The following is a 22,097-nucleotide window of genomic DNA, read 5'->3' as shown; positions in this document are numbered from 1 at the left end:
TATTTATACACCAATTCCTAATCTTTAAAAAATTTTAGAAATGTTATAGTTATATTTACACAGGACCAAATATTTATAATCCTATAGTGTAAAATTATAAATTAAAAGTGGAGGTATTAATGAGTTTGCGTCAGAAAAAATATTATTTAGCTAAAGTTAGTATTAGCGAAAACATCTTTTCTTCTATGGAGAATAGATACAACATTATTAATGAACATATTCCAAATGCAATTTTAAATAAAGAATCAGTGATTGAATATGATAAATACAACTTCCGAATAACAGATACACAAGAGTATACATATGGTGACGAAAAATATATAGCTGGAAATTTAACTAGATTAACTAAAATGACAGCTACTATTTTAGATGGAAATCAAACTAGGGAAAAAACGTTTGAAGATGTTAAAGCAATCCCAGTTGATTTTTTTTATAATATAAAAAAAGAAGTTGTTGCTTATAGAACTTGTACCGAAATAGATTCGGAAAAATTTATTGATAACTTTAGACAAATTATAGAGAGAGACCATAGAGTTGGTGATATTAAACTTATTCCGTATACATCTGCAAATAGTATTCGTGATTTTTTCAAAGAATTGGATGTAGTAACTGAAATAAATTTTAATCTGATTAAACCAAATAATCCTGGATCAAAAGAATATTTTGATTTTGAAAAAATTATTGATGATAATAATTTAAGGGTTTTAGATATTAATATGTCTAATGCAAATGGAATAAAATATAATAAAGAAGATTCTAATGAGTTTACAGATTCTATAGAAAGTGGTATATCATTAACAGAAAGTGCTTATGGTACAGTCGAAGTAAAAGGTTACGTTGAAACTGAGGTACCTGGTAAACGCAAAAATAGAAAGAAAAAGAAAAACTTTAAATCAGCTACTTCTGCTACATTTCCACGGTTCTTTAAAACAAGAGAAAATGATAAAATCAGTATTTTAGAAAGAGTTAACGAAGAAATTAAGAGATTATTTTTGTGAGGTGAAACCAATGCGAGAAGGGATGAAGAAAAAATATAAAGAAACTACATTTTTTGGCATGTTCAAAATTAGTGGACCAAGATTAGTTTTTAATTTTACTCTCTTCTACTCCCTATTAGCTACATTGTTAATTCACTATATCTTAAGTGGTTTTAAACTTTCTGATTTTAGTGTATATGCACCAGAATTAGCAAAAGATTTTTACAATAGGATATCCGGAATGAGTGCTTCTATATTTGGTATAGTAATAGCTTCTTTAGCAGTATCAATGACAGTTTTTAATCAAAAAATATTAGAACCTCTAGAAAAAAGTAAATTATTACACAAATTTTTGTTTCCATTCTGGTATCTAATAGTATTATGGGGCATTATCATCCTTATTTCTACCATAGGACCGTATTTATATGGAATCAATACAACTACAACTATTTTTTTACCATACCTATTAGTATTTGAATTATGGTTATTCATTTACGCTTTGTTTTTTGCAATAAAAATAACAGGATTGCTTATTCGTTTATTTTTACAAAACGCAAAAGTGCTGTAAATTTAAGCCCCACTTCTCAATAGTGGGGTTTTATAGTAGAATTAAATAGAACACTTGTTCTTAAAACGAATTTGGGGTTGTTAAGATGTTTTATACAACACACACAGAGAATTTCCTCAAAATATTATACAATCGTATGGATATATTTAAACCTCAGCAGCTAAATTTCACTTTAATTGCTTCTAAGCTATGTATTCGGATTATCTATTGGTCAGATGAAAGCCAAGCTCTTTTTACAAAAGACAAAGCTTACATTTTTTTAAATGAAGAACTTACACACCAACAACAATGGCAAGATTTCTGCCATGAACTAGGTCATGTTCTCTTACATACTGGCAATCAACAACGCATGTATCCCCTATTCCGTGAATATCAAGAATATAAAGCAAACAACTTTATGTACCATGCTTGTATCCCCTCTTTTATGTTGGATGAACTAGAGCCTAGTGATCTCACTGTCGAAAATGTACAACAGCTGTTTAATGTGGAGTTTGATTTTGCATTCAAACGATTAGAACAGTATCGCAGTAAAAAGTTACATATGCTGAATTGGAATAGTGAGACAGATAACTTTATTTTATAGTTAAAACAGAATGGTATATGCATTCAAAACTAATGAAATGAAGGTGAACGATTTTGAGTTTAGGTGAGTTATTAAAAGAACTACGTGGTGATGAATCTTTACGCGATGCAGCAAAACGTATGGATATTACGTTTTCTTACTTGGCTATGCTTGAAAGAGGAACGGATCGTCGTACTGGCAATGCAATCAAACCAACACCTGAAACATTGCAACGCATTGCCACAGCTTATCAATATGATTACATAAAACTAATTTACGTTGCAGGTTTGTCCGATGAGCCTACTTATAATCCTGCATTAAAAGAACCGTTTCCCCACAATCCCTCATTACAGCAATGGTACAAGTCTCTACCCCAATGTAATGAGAAAGATGTCGAGAAACTAAAAATAATTTGGGAAGTACTTTCATAAAGGTGGTGACAACTAATGCATTTCGTTCAAATTAATAAGACGACTTGGCGGTGCACTGGTGAAGGCCCTCGTAACCCTGCCACTGGCAAACGCCGTCAAATTACACGTCGTGGTAAAAGTAAAACAGAAGCACGAGAAAGAGTTGAAAAAGCTATAGCTGAATTAAACAAAGCATATTACTTCGATGCTAAGATAACGTTTGATGAATTTAGCCAAGATTGGTTAAAGCTCTATCGTATGAAGGGTAACAAGGAAACAACCAACGAACATCGTACCTATTGCATCACCCTACTCAATCGCTACTTAGCTAAAAAGAAAATGACCGCAATCACTTCTATCGAATTACAAGGTTTGCTCAATCATTTATTTGCTAATGGAACTGCCTATAATACGCTTAGAGGTACTCATAATACAGCCAAAATGTTATTTGCCTATGCAAAAGAATCAGGATTGATTGAAACGAACCCTGTAGAGGCTACTTTTGTGCCGAAGAAAAAAATGACGTTAGAGGAAGCTAGCAGTGAGGATACAGCGAAGCTTTATTTAGAAACAGATGAGCTAAAAGAATTTTTAAGTTACGTGGACAAACATCGTAATATCATATATCGCACGCTGATCTACGCAATCTCTTTTACAGGAATGCGACCAGGCGAAGCTGTTGCACTAAAGTATGAAGATGTGGATTTAGAGAAGAAGGTTATTCAAATAAACAAAACGGTGTATGCAAAGAAAAGTTTAAGGGGTGACTTCGAGCTCACTCCACCAAAAACAGCTGGCAGCGTCCGCTCCGTCGATATTGATGATATTGTGGTGGAGAAAATGAAGCAACTTTACCAATGGCGTGAATATCGCGAATGGACAAAGTCCGACTTTGTATTCGGCGACAAGGAGGGCATCCCTCCTACCGTCAAAATGCTCAATCAAACAGTCCGTCGCATCGGCGCTCTCACCGACATCAACAAACAATTCCGCACCTACATCCTCCGCCATACACATATTAGTCTACTGGCAGAGGCTGGTGTCGATTTGAATTTTATTATGAATCGGGTTGGTCATAAAAATTCTGATACTACTACCAAGATTTATTTGCATGTTACATCTGGGATGCGTGTGGCTGCTACGGAGAAGATGCACGATAAGTTTACCCAACTAATTGTAAAATGAAAATTAAAACTAAATTCAAGAGAGTTACTATCTAATACTTTGTATCTCTCTTGTTTTGTTATGATTAGTTTGGGATTGATTGTAATCGCAACTCCATTGGCTTTATTTATAGGTGGAATGGCAACAGCCTCCCCGACCAGCACTACAAATGATTTTTGGGCAGGATTTCTCTTCATCCAGGGGATACCACTTTTAATACTAATAATTGGAATCTTAAAAGGGTTTATCATTGACATAAGAAAAAATAAATAAGCATATAAATAGTAATAATTAATTAGGTTTAAAAAAGACAAGTTTGTGAAGAAGTCTACTTAAACTATAGGGGCTTTAGTTAAATGTTCGATTTTCGAAATATCAAACATAAAAACTGAGTTGATTCTACACATTTTGTAGATTAACTCTGTTTTTATGTTTTAACAGCAACAACCTTCTAGAAAACAGCCCTCTTGAAAAAGGAAATTCTTACTTTAATATTACCAAAGGATTTGTATTTTTATTACAATTACAAATGCAACTGTAACTTCCTTTGAAGATTAAACTAATATTTATCTATGATTCACAGTATATTCTTGAATAATAAGATTGGATTCTAATTTAAAAGATTTTAATAAACCAGCGACTGTACTAACATCATAATTTGATTGAGCTACCTGACTTGCAAAATCTCGTAATCTATTACGTAATAATTCTAGTTTATCTTTATTAATTATTCTAATTCGTGAGTCTGGACTTGCAGCATAATCGAACTTGACGTTAGGATGAATCATAATTGGAGTAAAGGTATTTATAGCAGGATACATTTCTTCAAACCAAACAATTGAACCATTCAATTGATTGCAGTAATCTTTACAGATTGTAGTAGAAGTAGCCTCATTTTTACATTCTATTACAAAACAATTATTATTTATACTCGCCCATAAATTATCAGGACCTTTTCTGAACTCATTTTCAGGTCTTTGAGAAATAAAACCTAAATGTTCTCCCAAATCCTTAATCGCTTGTTCAAAAACATTTGCAGAGAAATCCTCAAAATGTAGTTTATCAATCAATGCATTAAATCCTAATAAATAATCGTTAGTATCCTTATAAGTGTCAATATTAAATTTACATAGTTTATTAACTTGAGGTATACTATCGAATTGCATTTTTCTGTAAACTATTCCATTTACAGGGTGTAGTAAATGGCTATTTAGTTTTTTAGCTGACATCAATGTCTCTTGAGCCGCTACCTGATTAACAAAATTTTCATACTTTGCATATTTGTATTTTAAATATCCTTTTAAACTATTGTTTGTTGTAACATTAATAATTTCTTGTATCTTTTCCATTGCGCCCCTATAATCTCTATTTTTCGCATCATTAAAGGCTTTTCTTTGTTTGATTATTAATTCATCAAAAGAATTTTGAGAATTATATTTTAATTTTAAAATCGTAGCTTTACTTAACCTTACCCATTCAGAATTTCTAGATAAACAACTTGATATTGCACTATCAATCTCTATCAATGTAGCTCCCTTTAATTGTTTATCTAAGCTCTTTGACAATTTCAATTGCATTTGTGTAGTTTCAGTAAACATCTTTTTTGCATCACTAGAGTATAAAAATTGGACTAAAGAATTCCCCATTAAAAAAACAACACAATGGTCTTCTTTTGATCTAATGCCGCGCCCCATTCCCTGCTCTATCCTTTGGATAGTATCCTTTATAACTTCTCGACTACCTCTTAGTGCAATTTGTTCATATTTTTCAAACTCACTTCTAGCATCTGGCATTCCATCAATAACCAAAACCTCACATGCCGACTTTGGTAGATCAATTCCGTCATATTTGTTAATTAGTACGACAAGTCCAACATGTTGTTTTTTTAATTGCTCAACGGTTCTAAGCATTTCTATTTGAGATAAAACCACTACATCTGCTACATCTTTCCAATAATTAGCCCTAAATGTTGATGGAACTAATATTACAACATTAACTTTAGCTGAGAGATACTTATAATATTGTTTTAACTCATCTTCTGTAATTTTAGGATTTAACTCTTGTGGAATAAGAATCATTCTTTCTCCAATATCATTTGCATTACCTGGAGTTATACTAGTATTAATTTCTTCACTATCAATATCAAAATGAGAAACTAAAATTGTATCATCCTCGATTGTGGCACTCATAAATATTCTATGAGGACATTCATGAAAACTCGGTATAACTTCAATTGGTAAAAAATCGACATTAATAACCAATTCTTTACCTGTTATTATACATTCTGAGAGTTCTAAATTGTCCTTTAATAGTTTCCAATTAAAAAATAAGCTTTTATTATCCTCACTATCATCATCACGTTTCTCGTGTAAAATTCCTAAAACCTTTGAAATATTATTCTTCCATTCCCAAAAAGGAATTAATTGTTGAGAATTTTTGTCTCCATCTTTAATTTCTAGATATCTACTTTCAGATTGTTCTTTCATACAATCACTAAATATATTTAAGAACTTCTCATAAATATCATTTGTCCTAGGAATACTTATCGAAAATTGGGATTTAGCAACTTTCATACATGCATGTGCATCATCTATAACAATACAGCCAATTGATTTTCTTATTTCACCAACGCCAAAATTGGTTCTACCATTAATAATCGTGTGCATATTTGTGATTAATATACTTTCACCATTTAAAAATTCACTAGCTTTATTATCCTTAGTAACATTTATTCCTAAATCCTGGGCTTCTTTAATTATTTGCTCGATTAAATAATTATCAGGTACAATATATATTGCTGGTCCTTTTCCATCATTTAAATATGATTGAAGCATGAGTAAACCAACAACTGTTTTCCCACTACCAGTATTCATTTTGATTACTGTGTTTCTTTTTTCTCTGTAATCATTAAACCATGTTTGTAAAACTGTTTGTTGAGCAGGTCTTAGTAATTCCTCATATTTTTCATCTTTTTCTGGCAGTAAATCAAAAATTTCTATTGGATCATTTATCTCACTACTTAAAGTATCTTCTAAAAGTTTACTAAAATCTAACATTCCAAAACCGCCTTTTTTAAAATATATTATACATTAAAGGAATATTAAACCATATATTAAATTTTAATCAACTTTATTAAAAATTGCGTAAAATTTAATGTTTGCTTATTTTTTTAAAAATATTTAGTAGCGCTTATTATAATAGAGCAATAGAGATATCTAGTGCTTGATTTATAGTTCATTTGAATTATAAATTTAAATTAAGAATAAATGTTTACTTTCCGTGACTTTTTTCAAAAACCCAACCTCAAAAAACCCCTATAAACGTTGATATATCAAGACATAGAAAAAGCATGAACGCATACATTCGTCGTAAGCATTCATGCTTTTACCCTCTTTCATATGTAATCACAAAGCCCATTATAGCAAGGTTTCTTACGAATGTACAAAAACTTGTTTTCGCCCAAATTCACATGTTTTCGGGAGAAATGTGACTTTTTTTGTGTAACGAAGTGGCATTGGTTGTGGATTGTTACACACCTAAAAACTGGGATTGAATAGCATGTAGGTATGCAACAGAATCTAGTTCATTTTTTTGGTTTTAAAGCACAATCAATTTCATGTAGCCAAGCTTTCCCGCCATAAACGACAAATGTTGTTTCCTTGTCTGCTTTATCAAAAATTTGAATTCTTTGCGATATTAGAAGATTTAAGCCAAGATTAGCTCGATTGATATCATTTAAACTCAACTCCCAATATAAATTAGGATTTATATTTAAAGCATGTGCACAAAAAATCAGTCGTTGGTTTGTTAATAACAGCCGACCGCCATCTGAACGCATTATACTGTAGTAGATATTTGCAAAACCTGAGCGTATTGGTAATTCATCTTTCTTCATTTCAATCTCATGAAAAAAGATTTTTTTATAGGTAGGTTTGAAAACATCTAAATCATAAGTCAGTTGTTTCGCCTTCGAAGTAATAATATAACTTCCACAGTACTCACAAATATTTTCCATTGGATTAAATGTAGCAGCACAGTTGGGACAATTTAATGCTTTCACCATTGATTCATTCACTCCCTATGACTGTCTATTTTGTTACAGTATAATTAAAAACAAAAGAAAAAACCAGGCACTCATTTTTTTTCTGAGCACCTGGTATTCGGTTTACTTACCACGTCTTTGTTGAATGGTAATGTATAAACCAATTAAACGATCCGTTCACATAACTGTTTCGCTTCCTCTGTTTCTGGTGGGTAACGTTTTGTAATTTCCTCTTCTAGTTTCTTTGGAAGAGTTTTCGTTTCATACGTTTTAATCGCTTCAGTCACACGCGTATCAGCAAATGACTGTAACCATTTCTTACCCTCATCATTGTCGTTTAGAAATGATTGAACCAATTCAAGTGTCAATCTAGCCCCTTGTCCGTTTCCGCCATCTCCTTGTGGTGGATGATCCCCTGAAGGATTTCCTTCACCACCATCAGCAAACAATTGAATAGCTAAAGGCAAAAAAGTTTTTAAATATAATGGATTGTTGTTCATCATGTCGTCCTTGCCCAATTTAGTTATTGGATGGAATCCCTAAACTGTTCGATAGTAGTTTTTTCCCCGTTCTTTATAGCGTCTGCGAGAAGAAAGACAAAATAAAAAGCCACTCAGCATGAATGGCTTTTTAAGCTTATAAAAGATTTTTTAAATTAGATGAACATTATTGAACTAAAGTCCCCCTAAGTTATAGAAGAACAGCAGTGCTTATTCAACAAGCGTGCCATAATATTGAATAATACTCCGATATATATGACTATTTTTGTTCTCATATCGCATTGATAGTAAATCTACCTTGTGATGCTTTGATTTCAATATAATATTTTTTATTTCTTTTCAGGCCTTCTAATTTCACACTTGTTCCAGCAGGTACTTGAACTTCATCAATGACTATATTGTCATTCTCATCTTTTACTCTTAATAAAACGTTCTTTTCATTATTTGCATGATTAACGATTTCTTTTCTCCAAAAAATACTATCAAATATTATATAGTTTTGATCATTAAACTTTACACCCTCCCACATTTCCGCCGTATCATCAGTTACAGTTGCAAATCCCCATTCATCTGGGAAAAAGATGTCATTGACAGCCCCAACATCTTGTATGATCCATGCTCCTATTATTGTCATCATAAATGTTAACACAACCGCTAGAAGCACTTGAATACGTCGCTTTTTATTAATTCGTCTAAAAGGCTCTTTTGCTACTGCTACTTCGTTTGTCGTTATTTGAATACTATTGGCTGACTGCTTCATCATTTGAAGGGATCGTTGACACTCTTCACAGTGTTCTATATGTTTTTCAACAGCTTTAGCAGTCTCTTCACTACATATTTCATCAATATAAGATGGCAATAAATCTTTAATAATATTACAATTCATGGGGATCAATCCTTTCTGATAGTTTTAATTTCGCACGATAATAGGTCACTCTTGCCCAGTTTTCACTTTTATCAAATATCTCACCAATTTCTTTAAAGCTAAGTTGAATCGATGTTCTAAGTAAAAAGATTTCTCGATAAGGCTCTTGTAAGCGATGAATTTCTTTATGTAGCGATATTAGTGTACTGCGTTTTATAATCGCAACATCTGGTAAATCTTTGTTTGAGGGGATTTCTGATCCCATTAGCATAATATTTTCTAAACTGGTATTATCAATGTTCTTCGCTTTTTTTAAGTAGTTATAATAGCTGTGTTTGGCAATTTGGCATAACCAGACAGATATTTTGCATTCTCCATTGTAACGATGGATTGACTTAACTGCTTGATAAAACGTTTCTTGTGTTAATTCTTCAGCTAAATCTACATTCGAAGTTAAACAAATAAGAAACCGTTTTACTTCATCTGCATAAGATTGATATATTCTACTTAAATCCTCCACCTGCCCCCTCCTTTCCTTAAATATTAACTGGGATACTTATATATAGATTTAGAACGATTTTCGTTACAAGAAATTGTATTTTTTTAAATTTTTTATCTTTCTTCAATGTTTATATTCTATTATAGGTGAAATTCAAATTCCCCACAGTGCTTCATTACTGAGTAAAGAAGTAAAAGGGTGATAGATATCACCCTTATTTATGGCTTTTACAATTCAGGTCTTAATTTGTGATAATGCGTTTACATAATTTACGTAAAATTCTATTTCCGATTTACGTCTTTGAAGTTCGTAAAACATTATAGTCATTAACTTTTGACAACAAAGACCTTTATTTAATGCAGCATTCACCGCCAAATAAAGTAGGTGTATTTCTCTATCACCCACTTCATTCACCACACTTTTGCACCAATCGTTAAAATCATTTGATAGTGGCGGTGTAAGATTATAAAACTCTGAATATTGGATCATGGCTTGTAAACACTTTCACTTGGTATTTGCACGATGCTCCCTCCTTGGAGTAACATCCACTTTTAATTAATAACATTTTCGGTTATTATTATAATGAAAAATGTTTAGAGTGGATGTCACTCATATTTAGTACCGCATTTCAAGCGCCAACTTGAGATGTGGTTTTTTATTTTTCATTTTCAACAACCCTTAAATAACGTGGTCTAGGTTTCTTAACCTTCGTTACTTCACCTGTTTGACTGTTCTTAATATATTGTTTGCCACCAACCCCGTCATGCATTGTGTATGATGGTAGTCCCTGCTCTTCTATAAATTCTTCCATAAAACTCTTACCCGTTTCTAATTTACGTAAATCACTCGCAATCCCCATCATTTCTAACATATAATGACTGATTGTCCAATTTTGATATTCCCAAAGAAACTCATCAATTTCTTCACCAATCACTTTATCCTCACCAAAACACTCGATATATCTACGAGTATAAAAATAATCTTTCCAGTAATCCTCTTCCGCATAGTAAACCTTATTTATTGGAAAAATGTTTTGAAATTCTCTTGGAGTTAATAAAGCCAACAATGAATTGATAAAAGTTACTAGCGAAAACTTACTTTCTAGCCCCTCTTTATTATTACTTCTCGATTCAGAGGCAATAATCATTTTAACACCTGACCATATTAACTTTTTGAGTGTATCTTTATCATATTCTGCAGCAGTTTTGTACTTGTCACTAGCTTTTTGAAGTTCATTAATAAATATTTTTGAATATAGCACGTAATAATCGGGTTTTTCTTTTTTAATTCCATCTATTACTTTTAAATGACTCTTTGAACTCATTCAAAAACCTCCTCTAGTAAATTACTAGCAAACCATGTTCAGCTAAAATTTTATTTACAAAGTAAATTTGACCCTTACCAGTAATCTTTGGCGTGCGTATTTTTTTCATCTCCCTATTATTTCCTGTTCGAAGCCCATGTTTTACAACGATTACACCCAACTCTAAACTACGTTGAGTAGGCATATTCCACATATCACCTCTTTGTTTACATAGATAACCGTTGTCACGCAACCATCTAAACAATCTAACCTCGCCTATATTTACTCCTTTTTGTCTTAAAACTGTTGCTAAATCTTTTACAAGTACTGTATCCTTTGATACTTCGACAGCTTCTGCATACACAACCTTAGGTCTTTGTACTTCAATCATTCGTTTTTGCTCAAGTATTTCGTTTTGCTTTTTTTCAATTGTTTTTTGAGCTAATATCAAAGCTTTTGCGATAATCGTTACATCGTCATCATCTTCAGTGGTAGCAATATAACCACCATGTTTACGAACGGATGGAATAACCTCATCAAAAATCCACTTTTCATATACCTTAGCCTTTTGTTGAATTTCTGGATTTTTACTTTGCTTAGAAGCTGCTACTAACGAGATACATTTCCTAGTGTAATGAATTTTTTCTTTTGAATGCCTCCTTTTGTAAGAACGTCCTGAGTTAGGACTCCCTCCAAATCAAAATGGTCCGATATTGCTTTATAAGGCCTTGCATATTCTAATGAACTAGCTACCTCATTAGCTCCCAAATATTCTTTTTCATTAACAATGATTACTGGTAAATCACCAAACATTGGATGATTGAATGTTTTCAATTCACTCATTACAACCTCCCAAAAATTTTTAGTTTTTATTAAAGTGTTTAAAAAACATACTCCAATCGAACTTTAAATAATCTGAGATTTTTTGAGCAACCGCAACAGAAGGCGTTTTTTCTCCACGTTCTATATTCGCATAATAACCACGAGAAATATCAGTAGAATCAGCTATTTCTTCCTACTTTTTCTCTCTTCATAAAACGTATTTCAAGTTCTAGCCATATATTTTTTTAATGTTCGTTAAAGATCACCCCCTATCTTTTTCGAAATACATCTGGAAATAAGTTCTCTATAGGTTCTCCATATAAATCTTGAAACTTTAGCATAGTTTTAATAGACGGATTTCTACCTCCTTCTTCCAATTTACGGACAAATATTTCCGACAAACCTATGTTTGATGCTACTTCCTTTCTTGTATAACCAGCATCAATCCTTTTTGTCATTAGAACCTTGCGCAAAATAAACAACTCCTAATCGATACAAAATGTATCTATAATAAATACATTCACTTTTAATGGAGTGATTTCATTTGTTAGGTAAAAATTTGAAAAATTTAAGGGGTAAACGAACTCAAGAAGAAATCGCAAAAGCGGTAGGACTATCACGAGCTCGTTATGCCCATTATGAAAATGATATACGTGAACCTGATTTAGAAACCTTAGAAAGATTTGCAGACTTTTTTGATGTTTCAATTGATTACCTTCTTGGTCGTACAGAAAAACAAAAGCTTGCTCCTCAAGAAGAGGCAGACTTGACTTTCAAGCCTTTGCTAACAGTCCAGAACTACAGAAGTTTTACAAAGAACTTCCTTATTCGAAAGAAGAGGCAGTTAAGAGATTACGTGACATTTGGGAAATTTTAAAACATGAAAATTAATAATACTTAGCCAGTCAAATTGCTCTCTGCATAAAAAGCTGAATAAATAATGCGCATAAGAAAAGTCACAAACGTTGATTTAACAACATTCGTGACTTTTTGGTGTACGGCCAAACTTTGATTTGGAACGTTTATTAGGTATGTTTTGTATACTTTATAAATCCTTGTAACACTAAATATCCGTTATTGTAATTATAGGCTCTCTGATGAATCGAATTATTTAACAATACCTACACTGTCAAATGGATAAAATCTAACGTTGGCTTTCCCTAATACTTTTTCCAATGGTACTAATCCTACCTTAGGATCTCTAGTATCAGAGCTAAATCTACGATTATCTCCTAAAACAAATAAGTAGCCCTCTGGTATCTCTGTATAACCTGTTAATGACTCTAAAGTCAAGTCCTGTGTTAATGTACCATTATCTAGCAGTTGTTCTTTATACAAGTCTAAATATGGTTCTTTTACAGACTCTCCATTTATATAAAGTATGTCATTCTCATAAGCAACATGATCTCCAGGTAATCCTAAGACACGTTTAATATAATTCTCACCAGTAGGAGCTTCAAATACTATAACGTCGAATCTTTCTATACCAAAAATTTGCTTACTAATTTTATTAACTATAACTCTGTCTCCATCTTCATATGTTGGCATCATTGAAGCACCATCTACTAAAATTGGTGAAAAAATAAACGTTCTCATAGCAATAACAAACACAAATGCTACAGCAATAGACTTAATCCAGTCTAATAATTCCTTTTTCTTAGATTTCTCCAAAACAAACAACTCCTTGAATTACCATTAAATCAATTATAAGGCTCATCACCAAAAGTCGTGGGTGACAAAATCAGTGACCTGTTTCTAAACGTAAACCAAGGAAAAAACGGTCTTCATTTCGATAGCCAAAACCACGTCTTTTGATGAGTTTAATTTTATTATTCGTGCCTACCATCATGCCATCCGATAGCGGTGAAATAATGGTATCCAGCAACGCTTTTTCACGTGTTATCAATGTTTTTGCGATTTTAGAGACGGCACCACACATATGAAATTGATATTGTTTAAACCATTCTGTTAACCGTCGTTTTGCTTGTGTCATCGTTGTCGCTTTTAGGACATAACGCATATGATTCAATGCTTGATAAATGTGTTTTGTATGTAAATCTTCCTTGTACCACTGTGCAATAAATCCACGTTCTTCTTCCGTTAATTGTTCCGGTTTTCGTGCCAAACAACGGTCAATGAATCGCGATTTATGATGCTTTTTGGCTTCACCTAAATAACGTCGTCTTCGCTGCTGGGCCTCTGTGAAAAATTGCACGAGATGAAAGCGATCCAGCACATGAATCGCAGTTGGATAAACTGTTTGTATTGCGTTTGCCATCGCTGGAGCGAAATCACTTACCACGGCACGAATAGGACCTATTACTTTCTGTAAAACAGCGGTAATTGCGTCTTGATTTCGGTGAGGAACAATCGCCAAAATACGACCTGTGTCGGCATTTAAAACACTGGTCGCATAATTATGTCCTTTGCGCAAGGCGAACTCATCAACGTAGATAGCTGTAGCTGTTTCTTCTACTAATTGATCTGGTGCATACAAATAATACCAACTTCCAACAGTCGTATAGGGTAGTTCATATTCACGTGCTACATCAGCAATGGAACGCCCATGGCAACGCTGAACAAGCTCTTTACGAAACAAAGCCGATGACGCTTGTATAATCCCTAAACCAAAGTCATAGGTAAATGTAAGATCACAAGCAACACAACGATGACGTGGAATTACCATCTCAATCCAAATCAATCCGAGATGCCAAGCATAGCCATGACGAAAACGACGTAACGTTTGCGCATGACGAATGGTTTTCCCCTGGCAAAGTGGACATGGCACTGAATAAGCACCTATAGTAACAGGAAATACATTTGGTTCTTCATCAGATGGAAAAGAAACTTCGAAAAAAGATGGTAACGGTAATAGCATTTTGATAAACTTGGAGTACAAAGCGAAAACTCCTCTCGTGGTTTGTCTCGACACAATTACGATACGTGAGTTTTCGTTTTTCATCTATAGTTAAATGTAAAATTATTGAATTAACAGAAAATCAACCACAAGTTATGGTAATGAGCCGTAAAAATACCATATATTATAAAATAAGTAATATTTTTTCAAATTTTATTTAAAATGATATGAAAGTCACCCTATAGATTTAATAATCCTTTAACTTAAAGATTAACTTGTTTTATATTTCTATAAAGATGTCGGTGTAAAAACGTACTGTTACAAATGTAGAATTACTCTTTCCACCAGAAGAAAATATTGCATCCCACAGTAGGTTAATATTATTGAGAAAATGAGCTATTGATATCAATCTTTTTTATTGGAGTTTTTAGTGTTGATTTGCTGTTGTTTTAACTTTAATTTTATTATTGTTTGAAGGCAAAATAAAAGCACTCCATACAGAAGTGCTTTTACATGACAGTATGTAAATATTATTCAGAGCAACCAAGGGCAGAGGTGACAATTGAATGGGGTGTTAGAAATGAACACGGTACGCAAGGAAGTTAAACAACGTATAGCTTGGCTAATCAATCAGCAGGACCATATAGCCTTTCTCAAATGCAAAGGGTGTCCGAAACGTAAAGCTTATGATCCTAGTAAGAAATGCTGAGGATGCAAGGTTTATAGAGAACTATGGAGTATTGGGAAAGAGCTTGAGTAGATGTTTCGTTTGAGAAGGTGGAGTAAGTGAATAATTGAAAGAAATTGCGAAACAAAGGAAGGAAAAAACGAACACCGTGAGATGTTCGTTAAAGAGCTATTATTTTTCAGTTGCTGTATTCCCCATTGCAATTGAAATTCTATTCCAACTGTTGATTTGATTGATGATTAGAACAAGGTCAACATACTGTTTCTCGTCATAGTATTCACATACTCGCTTATACAGATCATCTGGAACTCTTTTAGTAGGAATTAAAGTTATATGCTCAGATAATTCTAGAGCAACTTTCTCTTCAAGTGTATAAAAAGTACATTCATTCCAAGCATTTAAACAATAAATACGCTGTTCGGTTTCACCCATCTTCCGAGCATCGGATGTATGCATGTCTATGCAGAACGCACACCCATTAATTTGAGAGACTCTAATCTTGATAAGTTCCCTAGTTGCTCGATTAATTGTAGATTTTTTAGTGTATTTTTCCATATCCATCATAATTTTCATACCATCAGGTGCAACATCATAGTAGGCAACTCTTTGACTCATAGGGCAAGACTCCTTTTGTTTATAAGATAAGATAATTATAACTATATACGAACATTCGAACTATTTTTTAGCACTAAAATATTTCTATTAAATGGGATTTAAGAAAGAAAATGTACAGAATCTATTGATTTATTTACTGAACAATATGAACACTAAACGAAAATAGAGCGATTATAATATCGCTCCAGAATCCAGTTAGGTAGTATAATCACTTATTTCTTTCAAGTTCTTCGATACGTTTTTCTAACTTTTTAATCTTAGTATCAGCTGATACAGCAAAAGCAAACGCAGCCGCTGCTAATGTAAATGCTCCAAAAACAAAAGTATTCATTAGAAACCTCCTAATTAATGATAAAGGAAAACTGTTGGAATTAATTTACGAATGAAAATGGAAAAAGTTTCGAATAGGATATACCTTTAAAAATGGAAAAGCCGCAGCGTCGTCACACGCTACAGCAAATAATTGGTTTATTCCACTTGAGCCTTCTAAAAAGCATTATACCACAGCTTAAGGGGGCTAACCTGATGGGCTAACAAGGGCAAATTAAAGTAACGAAAGAGAATTTACTGCAGTGGATTAAGAATATCATTGGATGGTTGCGACTATTGAAGAAGCACGAAAGCCAGTAGCAAATGTCGATAATAATAGTTACATTGGGGCAAAAATTGCAATGTACGGTATTGAGGCAACATTACCAAAGGCAAGCGGAGGTACTAGTGATCCAGTGTATACAGAAGTACAACGTCGTGTATATTCGCTAAATTATCGGATTAAGGAATATGAGCAAAAGATTGCAGAGGTACAGAATCGTATTCCGTTAGTGCATGGGGATAGAGAGATTGAAGTGCTTCATAGGCTACTTAACGGAAACAGTATGAGAGCGATTGGAAAGCACATGAAACTATCCAGTACAACGATATTTAGGGTAAGAAAAAACATATTGAAACAAATGATGAAGTAGCCGAAAGGCTGCTTCTTTTTAGTTAATTCTAAAAGTATCGATTCTCCAACTAACGAAGCATGTTATCTATTATATATTCAACAATCGGGCCATTTAATTGTATAATAAACTTTGGATATATGCTTTTATTTACTGAGATGTTATTAATGAACGCACGGGGGAAATATGGAGTCAAAACTAATTATCATACGGGGAAACTCTGGAAGTGGAAAAACAACGACTGCGAAAAGTCTTCAAAATTATTTGGGGCATGGAACGCTTTTGGTTTCCCAGGATGTTGTTCGCCGTGAAATGTTGAAGGTCCAGGATAGAGAAGGAAATCTTTCCATTGATTTAATTCGCCAAATTGCGGAATATGGCAAAGATAAATGTGAATTTATTATTGTGGAAGGGATCTTATATAAAGAGCGTTACGGTGAAATGCTAAAAAACTTGATTCAGTTCTATGACCAAGAGGCTTACGCTTTTTATTTTGATTTATCTTTTGAGGAGACAGTCTTACGACATAACTCTAGAGAAAAAAAGATGGAATTCGGAGAGGATTCTTTACGTGCTTGGTGGAATCCAAATGATTATCTTGACGTAGCTGGAGAAATGAAATTGACTGGTGATATGTCACAAGATAGTGTATTGAAATTAATTTTAAATCAACTACAAGTACAAATTGATTAGAAATACTAACTTGTTTGTTCAACTAAAGGGCGCTTTTGTGGAATAACCGTCTCTTTTCTATTCTATAAACGGGCTCTTTAATAAATTTGCAAATGTAACGTTTGGAACAAATGTAAAACATGTACGATAGTTTGAGATTAAAAATATGTATTGTAAACTCGGAGGTAGGTTCGGTGCGGTAAAGGTTTCCTCTCTTGGTATTTGTCAAAATCCTAAATATTAGGGAAAGACAGACCGACGACCGACCCGCGCTCCATAAACTTGTTCGGGGCAAGACATACATGGCCGGCCCATATTTCAAAGCTGCCGAATACACATTAAATCGTGTACAAGGATTAAAAGCTTTTCTATTCGATGGCCGAATTGAAATCGATAATAATCCGGCTGAAAATGCGATTCGTCCAAATGAGATTGGTCGTAAGAACTAGCTTTTTTCTGTGAGTGAAGCTGGTGCGAAAGCCAATGCCATCTGTTTGAGCTTGGCTGAAACGGCATCGATTTTTATCAATACTTAGTGAAGCTCATGACGGATCTACCTAATTTATCGATCCATCAGCAACCAGAAATTTTAAATAGTTACATGCCTTGGTCGAAAAAAATCCAAGCCACATGTGCAAAATAGCCGTTTATCTGAAATCTTTTTCAGATAAACGGCTATTCGTCGTGTGTACCGAAAAGGTGCGCTTTTTATATTTCGGGCTTACTTTTGTTGTATAAATTTCAAGTTCATTTCTCAAAATTCAGATTCAGATTTATTTTTGTGTAAAGACTCTGTTGTTTTAATGGATAATGGTTATTTGATACCAGCTGTAATAACAATTTTCTAGCTTTCTCATGGATTTTACATTCCTGAAAGAAATGATTATAGTTTGCTATCCGGCCTTCAAGAAATTCATATTGATTATAGTATTCAAAAAAAGACTTATATAGCATGTCAATTTGTCCTTCTGGAATTTGATTTGTCTTATCTTTTAAGACATAACTTAATGTTCCTGCTATGTTCGAACAGTAGAAACGAAAATCTTCATAGAAATCCACCTCATCCTCATGGGACAAATTCAAAAATTCTGTTCGAAAATCTTCACTTATTTTATTAATATCTTCAGTAGGAAATGGCTTTCTTAATTCATCTTTCATTTCAGTTAATTGTTTTAAAATAGTATTCATATATTCTCCCTTATTTGTGTGTCAATTATCTATTTTTATCAAGTTTGTTTAGTAGTCTAGCACAAACCCTTCCAAAGCATTGTTTGATAACGATTATTGCTTAATGATTGTTAATCAGGAGAAACGATGCTAATTCAACTAAAGCACCCCATTAGTAAAATAAGAACCTGCAATACTAACTTACAATAGTTAAAGAATAAAAAGCGATAATTGAAAATACTGCAAAAGCTTGAATGATAATCCCTATCACGTTACAAATTAAACCAAAAATCGCCAAACCTTTACCATTTTCATTTCTTTTTGCAATTTCCTTTGTTGCTATTCTTGATAAAACTACACCGATAATACCTAGAATCAATCCAATAAATGGTATTACGATTGAAAGAATACCAAGAGTTAATGAAATTATAGATTTACTATTCGTTTCATTTTTTTAACCATTTCGTCACTCCTCACCTATAAGATTTTACCATAATAATGTAATCCCTTCTCCAACAATCATGCTCCGTTAGTTTAAATACTTTTCATCACAATCCCTACGTCCAATTTAATTCTTGTATTTTATTCAATTAATTGCCCCTTTAATGAAACCGAGCCCTGATACTTGTTACAGAATCGCGCCCTTTTGTTGAAGAACATTTTATGATTCTCTTTGCATAACAAAACTGTGAACTCTGAATTATTGATTACGGAAATCGAATCTTTCATTAGGAACTTCAAGAGTACGCCCATTAATTACTACTGTTTTATTATCTAACCACTTAATTTTGGCTGTTGATTCTCGATAATTCCAGTAGATATTTTTTGTTTTACCATTACGTTCATTAAATACTAATTCACCTCTTACAGCATCAGAGCTTAAGCTTGGACTCGATAAATAAGCTTTTAAAGTATAGGTACCATCAGGAGAGGTTTCTTCCGTAAGATATTCTCCCCTTGGCAACCTGTTCATATCGAAAAATGCCCAATAAACGCCATATCCAATAAACCCCACAAATAAAAAGGTAATAATCAGTATTATTTTCACTATCTTTTTTTGCTTTGCCCCTTTTATCATTGATTCAGCAGTCATACAATACCCCCTTTTGCACTTTTGAAAAGAAGTTAAATAATTCCTTTTACATATAAATTTCGAAGTGTACCAATTAGAATAAAATATTTTTCTTCTATTTGAATGCGTTTGTTTATATATTCTTTCAGTAACATTAAATCATCTCCCACTCAATCATAAACCAGAAGGCGTGTACAAAACCTCAATAACTTTTTGCTTTCAAAACCACACCAAACTCTTCCCTCTCAACACAAAGCGTTTTGGCTGTTTGATGCAGTTTTCAAAGCAAAATAAAAGCCACACCTATTTAGATGTGGCTAAATCTATAGGATTAAGGAAGTACATACATAACTGTAACAGCTGCTCCAAATGGAAGTGCCCCATCACCTGTTACAATCCTCACAGATAATAAGTCACATTTATTCACAGCATAATTAGCTGTTGCTGAACCACAACAGTTTGGATTTGCAGCAGTATTTGGTCCTGTTACAGAAGCAATCACACCTGTTGAAATAGGGTCAGTAAAACCACAACTTCTACTAATTACTACTTCGGCAGTAACGGTATCAGCAGCTGTTAGTGTATTATCGCGTACGTTTAAAACTATTCCAGTTATAATTGCATTTTCTGGTATAACAACTGTATTCCGCGGGAATAAAGCCGACGCCGTACCTAATCCTAAATATTGCCCATTAGCTATTGCTTCATCTGATGCTAAATAAATTTCACACACCCTAGCGTTATTAATTGGTGGTGGCGGAATAACTCCATTCATTTCTGGTATACACGGTGCCTTAAATCTAAAGAAACATTGATTTTTTTCACAACCACACATATTGTTTGCATGGTGGTGAATTTTAGCCTTATTACAATCTCTACATCCCATTTTTAAAATCCCTCCTTGTTTTTACTACACTATTCATACAAGGACAAAGGAAATAGACATATATACTATGTATGTTTAATTAAATTAGTTATTTTTATCAAAACAAAAGACCACTCTTAGAGTGGCCTTTGTTCAAAGGGATATAAAAATGTTTTCAAATGATCCTAGTGGTTGCTCATTCCACTTCTAACATCCTATTCTCTACAGGATATTTAACATAGGTGAATGCCTATTATTTTCTTTAACCTTTAACCCTTAACAAATATGGATCGGTCATGTATGTCTTGCCCCGAACAAGTTTACTGGGCGCGGATCGGTCGTCGGTCTGTCTTCCCCTAATATTTAGGATTTAATAAATACTAAGTGATGAAATATTTACCTGTCTGACCTCCCCTCTAGTATACAAATAAATTTTTAAATACCTAATGTGAAACATATGTAACGTTTATCACATTTGTAACAAGTAGTTGAGAGTATAAAATATTTTGTGTAAATGAATAAGAAGACAAAAAAGGAAGACCTTTTCTTGGTAGAATTAAGTCACCACAACCAATCCTAGAAAAGAGGTCTTCCCTATGAATCATTTTACAACAGAAATCGTTGAGGCTCTAGTAAAAAACAAGATATTACTGAAGTTTTTCGTGTGCACTTAGAATTAGCTGTGAACACGTTGCTGGCAACAGAACTGACGGCATTTTTGGATTACGAAAAATATGATCGAATCGGCTTCAATTCTGGCAATTCACGGAATGGCTCCTATTCACGCACATTGCATACAGAATATGGTGATTTAAATATCCAGATTCCCCGTGATCGCAACGGAGAGTTTAAGCAACAGACTGTCGCGCCCTATATACGTTCAAATGACACGTTAGAATCAACGGTCATTCATCTCTTCCAAAAAGGGATTACAATGTCAGAAATCGCAGGATTAATTGAAAAAATGTATGGTCATCATTACACACCGCAGACGATTTCAAACATGACAAAAGTGGTGACAGAACAAGTAGAAGCCTTTAATAAACGTCCCTTAAATGCACGATATGTCTGCGTTTATTTAGACGCAACATATATTCCAATGCGACGTGGAACAGTGTCTAAAGAAGCTGTTTATATCGCTGTTGGAATCCGTGAGGACGGCTCAAAGGAAGTGCTGGCTTACACGATTGCGCCAACCGAATCTGCGTACAACTGGCAGGAACTTCTCACTGAACTCCAAGAACGTGGTATCGAAGAAGTGCTTCTATTTATTTCGGATGGCTTAAAAGGTATAGTAGACGCTATTTCTATGGTCTTTCCAAAAGCACAGTACCAAACGTGTCACGTTCATGTAACACGCAATCTATCACATAAAGTTCGCGTGGAAGATCGCTCAGAAGTGTGCGAGGATTTCAAGACAATCTATCAAGCTGAACACAAAGAAGCTGGCCAAGATGCGCTGGATTCCTTCTGTTCGAAGTGGCAAAAAGCGTATCCAAAAGTAGTGA

General features: G+C 33.5%; 27 protein-coding genes and 2 pseudogenes. 11 read left to right on the top strand and 18 right to left on the bottom strand.

The genetic code is table 11. The annotated features are described in order from the left end of the window. The first annotated feature begins 119 nt into the window (after positions 1-119). From C9J37_RS16880 to C9J37_RS16860, 5 genes are all read left to right on the top strand, one after another. Complete coding sequence (locus C9J37_RS16880; protein WP_107896277.1) at positions 120-998, top strand: hypothetical protein; 879 nt, start codon at positions 120-122, stop codon at positions 996-998. Between the two features lie 10 nt (positions 999-1,008). Beyond that, a complete protein-coding gene (locus C9J37_RS16875; protein WP_107896276.1) occupies positions 1,009-1,545 on the top strand; it encodes a hypothetical protein in 537 nt (178 codons plus the stop codon). A gap of 85 nt (positions 1,546-1,630) precedes the next feature. After that, positions 1,631-2,128 (top strand): ImmA/IrrE family metallo-endopeptidase, encoded by a 498-nt coding sequence (locus C9J37_RS16870; protein ID WP_107896275.1) that lies wholly within the window; start codon positions 1,631-1,633, stop codon positions 2,126-2,128. Between the two features lie 53 nt (positions 2,129-2,181). After that, positions 2,182-2,538, top strand: a complete 357-nt coding sequence (locus C9J37_RS16865; RefSeq protein ID WP_107896274.1) for a helix-turn-helix domain-containing protein — start codon at positions 2,182-2,184, stop codon at positions 2,536-2,538. Positions 2,539-2,553: 15 nt separating this feature from the next. Next, positions 2,554-3,702: a tyrosine-type recombinase/integrase gene (locus C9J37_RS16860; protein WP_107896273.1), complete on the top strand. Its 1,149-nt coding sequence runs from the start codon at positions 2,554-2,556 to the stop codon at positions 3,700-3,702. A 545-nt stretch (positions 3,703-4,247) separates the two neighbouring features. Here C9J37_RS16860 and C9J37_RS16855 read toward each other — a convergent pair. From C9J37_RS16855 to C9J37_RS29710, 10 genes are all read right to left on the bottom strand, one after another. Then, a complete protein-coding gene (locus C9J37_RS16855) occupies positions 4,248-6,737 on the bottom strand; it encodes a DEAD/DEAH box helicase family protein (RefSeq protein ID WP_107896272.1) in 2,490 nt (829 codons plus the stop codon). 527 nt (positions 6,738-7,264) lie between these two features. Continuing rightward, positions 7,265-7,744 (bottom strand): hypothetical protein, encoded by a 480-nt coding sequence (locus tag C9J37_RS16850; protein WP_107896271.1) that lies wholly within the window; start codon positions 7,742-7,744, stop codon positions 7,265-7,267. A 143-nt stretch (positions 7,745-7,887) separates the two neighbouring features. Continuing rightward, positions 7,888-8,226: a hypothetical protein gene (locus tag C9J37_RS16845; protein ID WP_153063495.1), complete on the bottom strand. Its 339-nt coding sequence runs from the start codon at positions 8,224-8,226 to the stop codon at positions 7,888-7,890. A 268-nt stretch (positions 8,227-8,494) separates the two neighbouring features. After that, positions 8,495-9,109 carry a zf-HC2 domain-containing protein gene (locus C9J37_RS16840; protein ID WP_107896269.1) on the bottom strand — a complete coding sequence of 205 codons (615 nt, stop codon included), beginning with the start codon at positions 9,107-9,109 and terminating at the stop codon, positions 8,495-8,497. After that, positions 9,099-9,608 carry an RNA polymerase sigma factor gene (locus tag C9J37_RS16835; protein ID WP_107896268.1) on the bottom strand — a complete coding sequence of 170 codons (510 nt, stop codon included), beginning with the start codon at positions 9,606-9,608 and terminating at the stop codon, positions 9,099-9,101. Before C9J37_RS16835 ends, C9J37_RS16840 begins: the two co-directional genes overlap by 11 nt. A gap of 634 nt (positions 9,609-10,242) precedes the next feature. After that, positions 10,243-10,911 carry a hypothetical protein gene (locus C9J37_RS16825; RefSeq protein WP_107896266.1) on the bottom strand — a complete coding sequence of 223 codons (669 nt, stop codon included), beginning with the start codon at positions 10,909-10,911 and terminating at the stop codon, positions 10,243-10,245. Positions 10,912-10,924: 13 nt separating this feature from the next. Next, entirely contained in the window at positions 10,925-11,281 is a 357-nt protein-coding gene (locus C9J37_RS16820) for a phage antirepressor KilAC domain-containing protein (protein ID WP_153063494.1), read from the bottom strand. Between the two features lie 218 nt (positions 11,282-11,499). Then, positions 11,500-11,733, bottom strand: a complete 234-nt coding sequence (locus C9J37_RS16815; RefSeq protein ID WP_107896264.1) for a BRO-N domain-containing protein — start codon at positions 11,731-11,733, stop codon at positions 11,500-11,502. 19 nt (positions 11,734-11,752) lie between these two features. Further along, positions 11,753-11,899, bottom strand: a complete 147-nt coding sequence (locus C9J37_RS16810) for a helix-turn-helix transcriptional regulator (protein WP_107896353.1) — start codon at positions 11,897-11,899, stop codon at positions 11,753-11,755. An 82-nt stretch (positions 11,900-11,981) separates the two neighbouring features. Then, positions 11,982-12,170 (bottom strand): helix-turn-helix transcriptional regulator, encoded by a 189-nt coding sequence (locus tag C9J37_RS29710; RefSeq protein ID WP_137067836.1) that lies wholly within the window; start codon positions 12,168-12,170, stop codon positions 11,982-11,984. Between the two features lie 86 nt (positions 12,171-12,256). On the opposite strand from C9J37_RS29710, the gene C9J37_RS16800 reads away from it, so the two are divergent. After that, positions 12,257-12,589 (top strand): helix-turn-helix domain-containing protein, encoded by a 333-nt coding sequence (locus C9J37_RS16800; RefSeq protein ID WP_107896262.1) that lies wholly within the window; start codon positions 12,257-12,259, stop codon positions 12,587-12,589. 230 nt (positions 12,590-12,819) lie between these two features. On the opposite strand, the gene lepB is transcribed toward C9J37_RS16800, so the two are convergent. Both lepB and C9J37_RS16790 read right to left on the bottom strand, forming a co-directional pair. After that, entirely contained in the window at positions 12,820-13,383 is a 564-nt protein-coding gene (gene lepB, locus C9J37_RS16795; RefSeq protein WP_107896261.1) for a signal peptidase I, read from the bottom strand. Positions 13,384-13,453: 70 nt separating this feature from the next. After that, complete coding sequence (locus C9J37_RS16790; protein WP_167397336.1) at positions 13,454-14,611, bottom strand: ISL3 family transposase; 1,158 nt, start codon at positions 14,609-14,611, stop codon at positions 13,454-13,456. Positions 14,612-15,082: 471 nt separating this feature from the next. On the opposite strand from C9J37_RS16790, the gene C9J37_RS29430 reads away from it, so the two are divergent. Further along, a complete protein-coding gene (locus tag C9J37_RS29430) occupies positions 15,083-15,175 on the top strand; it encodes a RusA family crossover junction endodeoxyribonuclease (protein WP_137067837.1) in 93 nt (30 codons plus the stop codon). 253 nt (positions 15,176-15,428) lie between these two features. Here C9J37_RS29430 and C9J37_RS16785 read toward each other — a convergent pair whose 3' ends face one another. Together C9J37_RS16785 and C9J37_RS29425 are read right to left on the bottom strand one after the other, a co-directional pair. Then, positions 15,429-15,872 (bottom strand): carboxymuconolactone decarboxylase family protein, encoded by a 444-nt coding sequence (locus tag C9J37_RS16785; protein ID WP_107896259.1) that lies wholly within the window; start codon positions 15,870-15,872, stop codon positions 15,429-15,431. A 208-nt stretch (positions 15,873-16,080) separates the two neighbouring features. Further along, entirely contained in the window at positions 16,081-16,203 is a 123-nt protein-coding gene (locus C9J37_RS29425) for a hypothetical protein (protein WP_268808024.1), read from the bottom strand. A 262-nt stretch (positions 16,204-16,465) separates the two neighbouring features. Between C9J37_RS29425 and C9J37_RS16780 the strand changes: the two genes are divergently transcribed. The 3 genes and pseudogenes from C9J37_RS16780 to C9J37_RS29855 all read left to right on the top strand — a co-directional run. Continuing rightward, a complete protein-coding gene (locus C9J37_RS16780; RefSeq protein ID WP_107896258.1) occupies positions 16,466-16,834 on the top strand; it encodes a LuxR C-terminal-related transcriptional regulator in 369 nt (122 codons plus the stop codon). Between the two features lie 165 nt (positions 16,835-16,999). Next, positions 17,000-17,506: a kinase gene (locus C9J37_RS16775; protein WP_107896257.1), complete on the top strand. Its 507-nt coding sequence runs from the start codon at positions 17,000-17,002 to the stop codon at positions 17,504-17,506. 269 nt (positions 17,507-17,775) lie between these two features. After that, positions 17,776-18,128: pseudogene (locus C9J37_RS29855) on the top strand (IS66 family transposase); the annotation flags it as partial. Positions 18,129-18,232: 104 nt separating this feature from the next. Here the strand turns inward: C9J37_RS29855 and C9J37_RS16765 are convergent. From C9J37_RS16765 to C9J37_RS16750, 4 genes are all read right to left on the bottom strand, one after another. Then, positions 18,233-18,673 carry a YxiJ family protein gene (locus C9J37_RS16765; RefSeq protein WP_107896256.1) on the bottom strand — a complete coding sequence of 147 codons (441 nt, stop codon included), beginning with the start codon at positions 18,671-18,673 and terminating at the stop codon, positions 18,233-18,235. A 175-nt stretch (positions 18,674-18,848) separates the two neighbouring features. Then, complete coding sequence (locus C9J37_RS16760; protein ID WP_327440784.1) at positions 18,849-19,079, bottom strand: DUF4190 domain-containing protein; 231 nt, start codon at positions 19,077-19,079, stop codon at positions 18,849-18,851. Positions 19,080-19,352: 273 nt separating this feature from the next. Next, positions 19,353-19,745 carry a DUF5412 domain-containing protein gene (locus C9J37_RS16755; protein WP_235617149.1) on the bottom strand — a complete coding sequence of 131 codons (393 nt, stop codon included), beginning with the start codon at positions 19,743-19,745 and terminating at the stop codon, positions 19,353-19,355. A gap of 310 nt (positions 19,746-20,055) precedes the next feature. Then, positions 20,056-20,610: a hypothetical protein gene (locus C9J37_RS16750; protein ID WP_107896254.1), complete on the bottom strand. Its 555-nt coding sequence runs from the start codon at positions 20,608-20,610 to the stop codon at positions 20,056-20,058. 575 nt (positions 20,611-21,185) lie between these two features. On the opposite strand from C9J37_RS16750, the pseudogene C9J37_RS16745 reads away from it, so the two are divergent. Then, a pseudogene (locus tag C9J37_RS16745) lies at positions 21,186-22,097 on the top strand (IS256 family transposase); the annotation flags it as partial.

Source organism: Lysinibacillus mangiferihumi, assembly GCF_003049665.1.
Lineage (GTDB): Bacteria > Bacillota > Bacilli > Bacillales_A > Planococcaceae > Lysinibacillus > Lysinibacillus mangiferihumi.
Note: the sequence above shows the minus strand (reverse complement) of the source record. Positions and strands in the feature narration are given on the sequence as shown.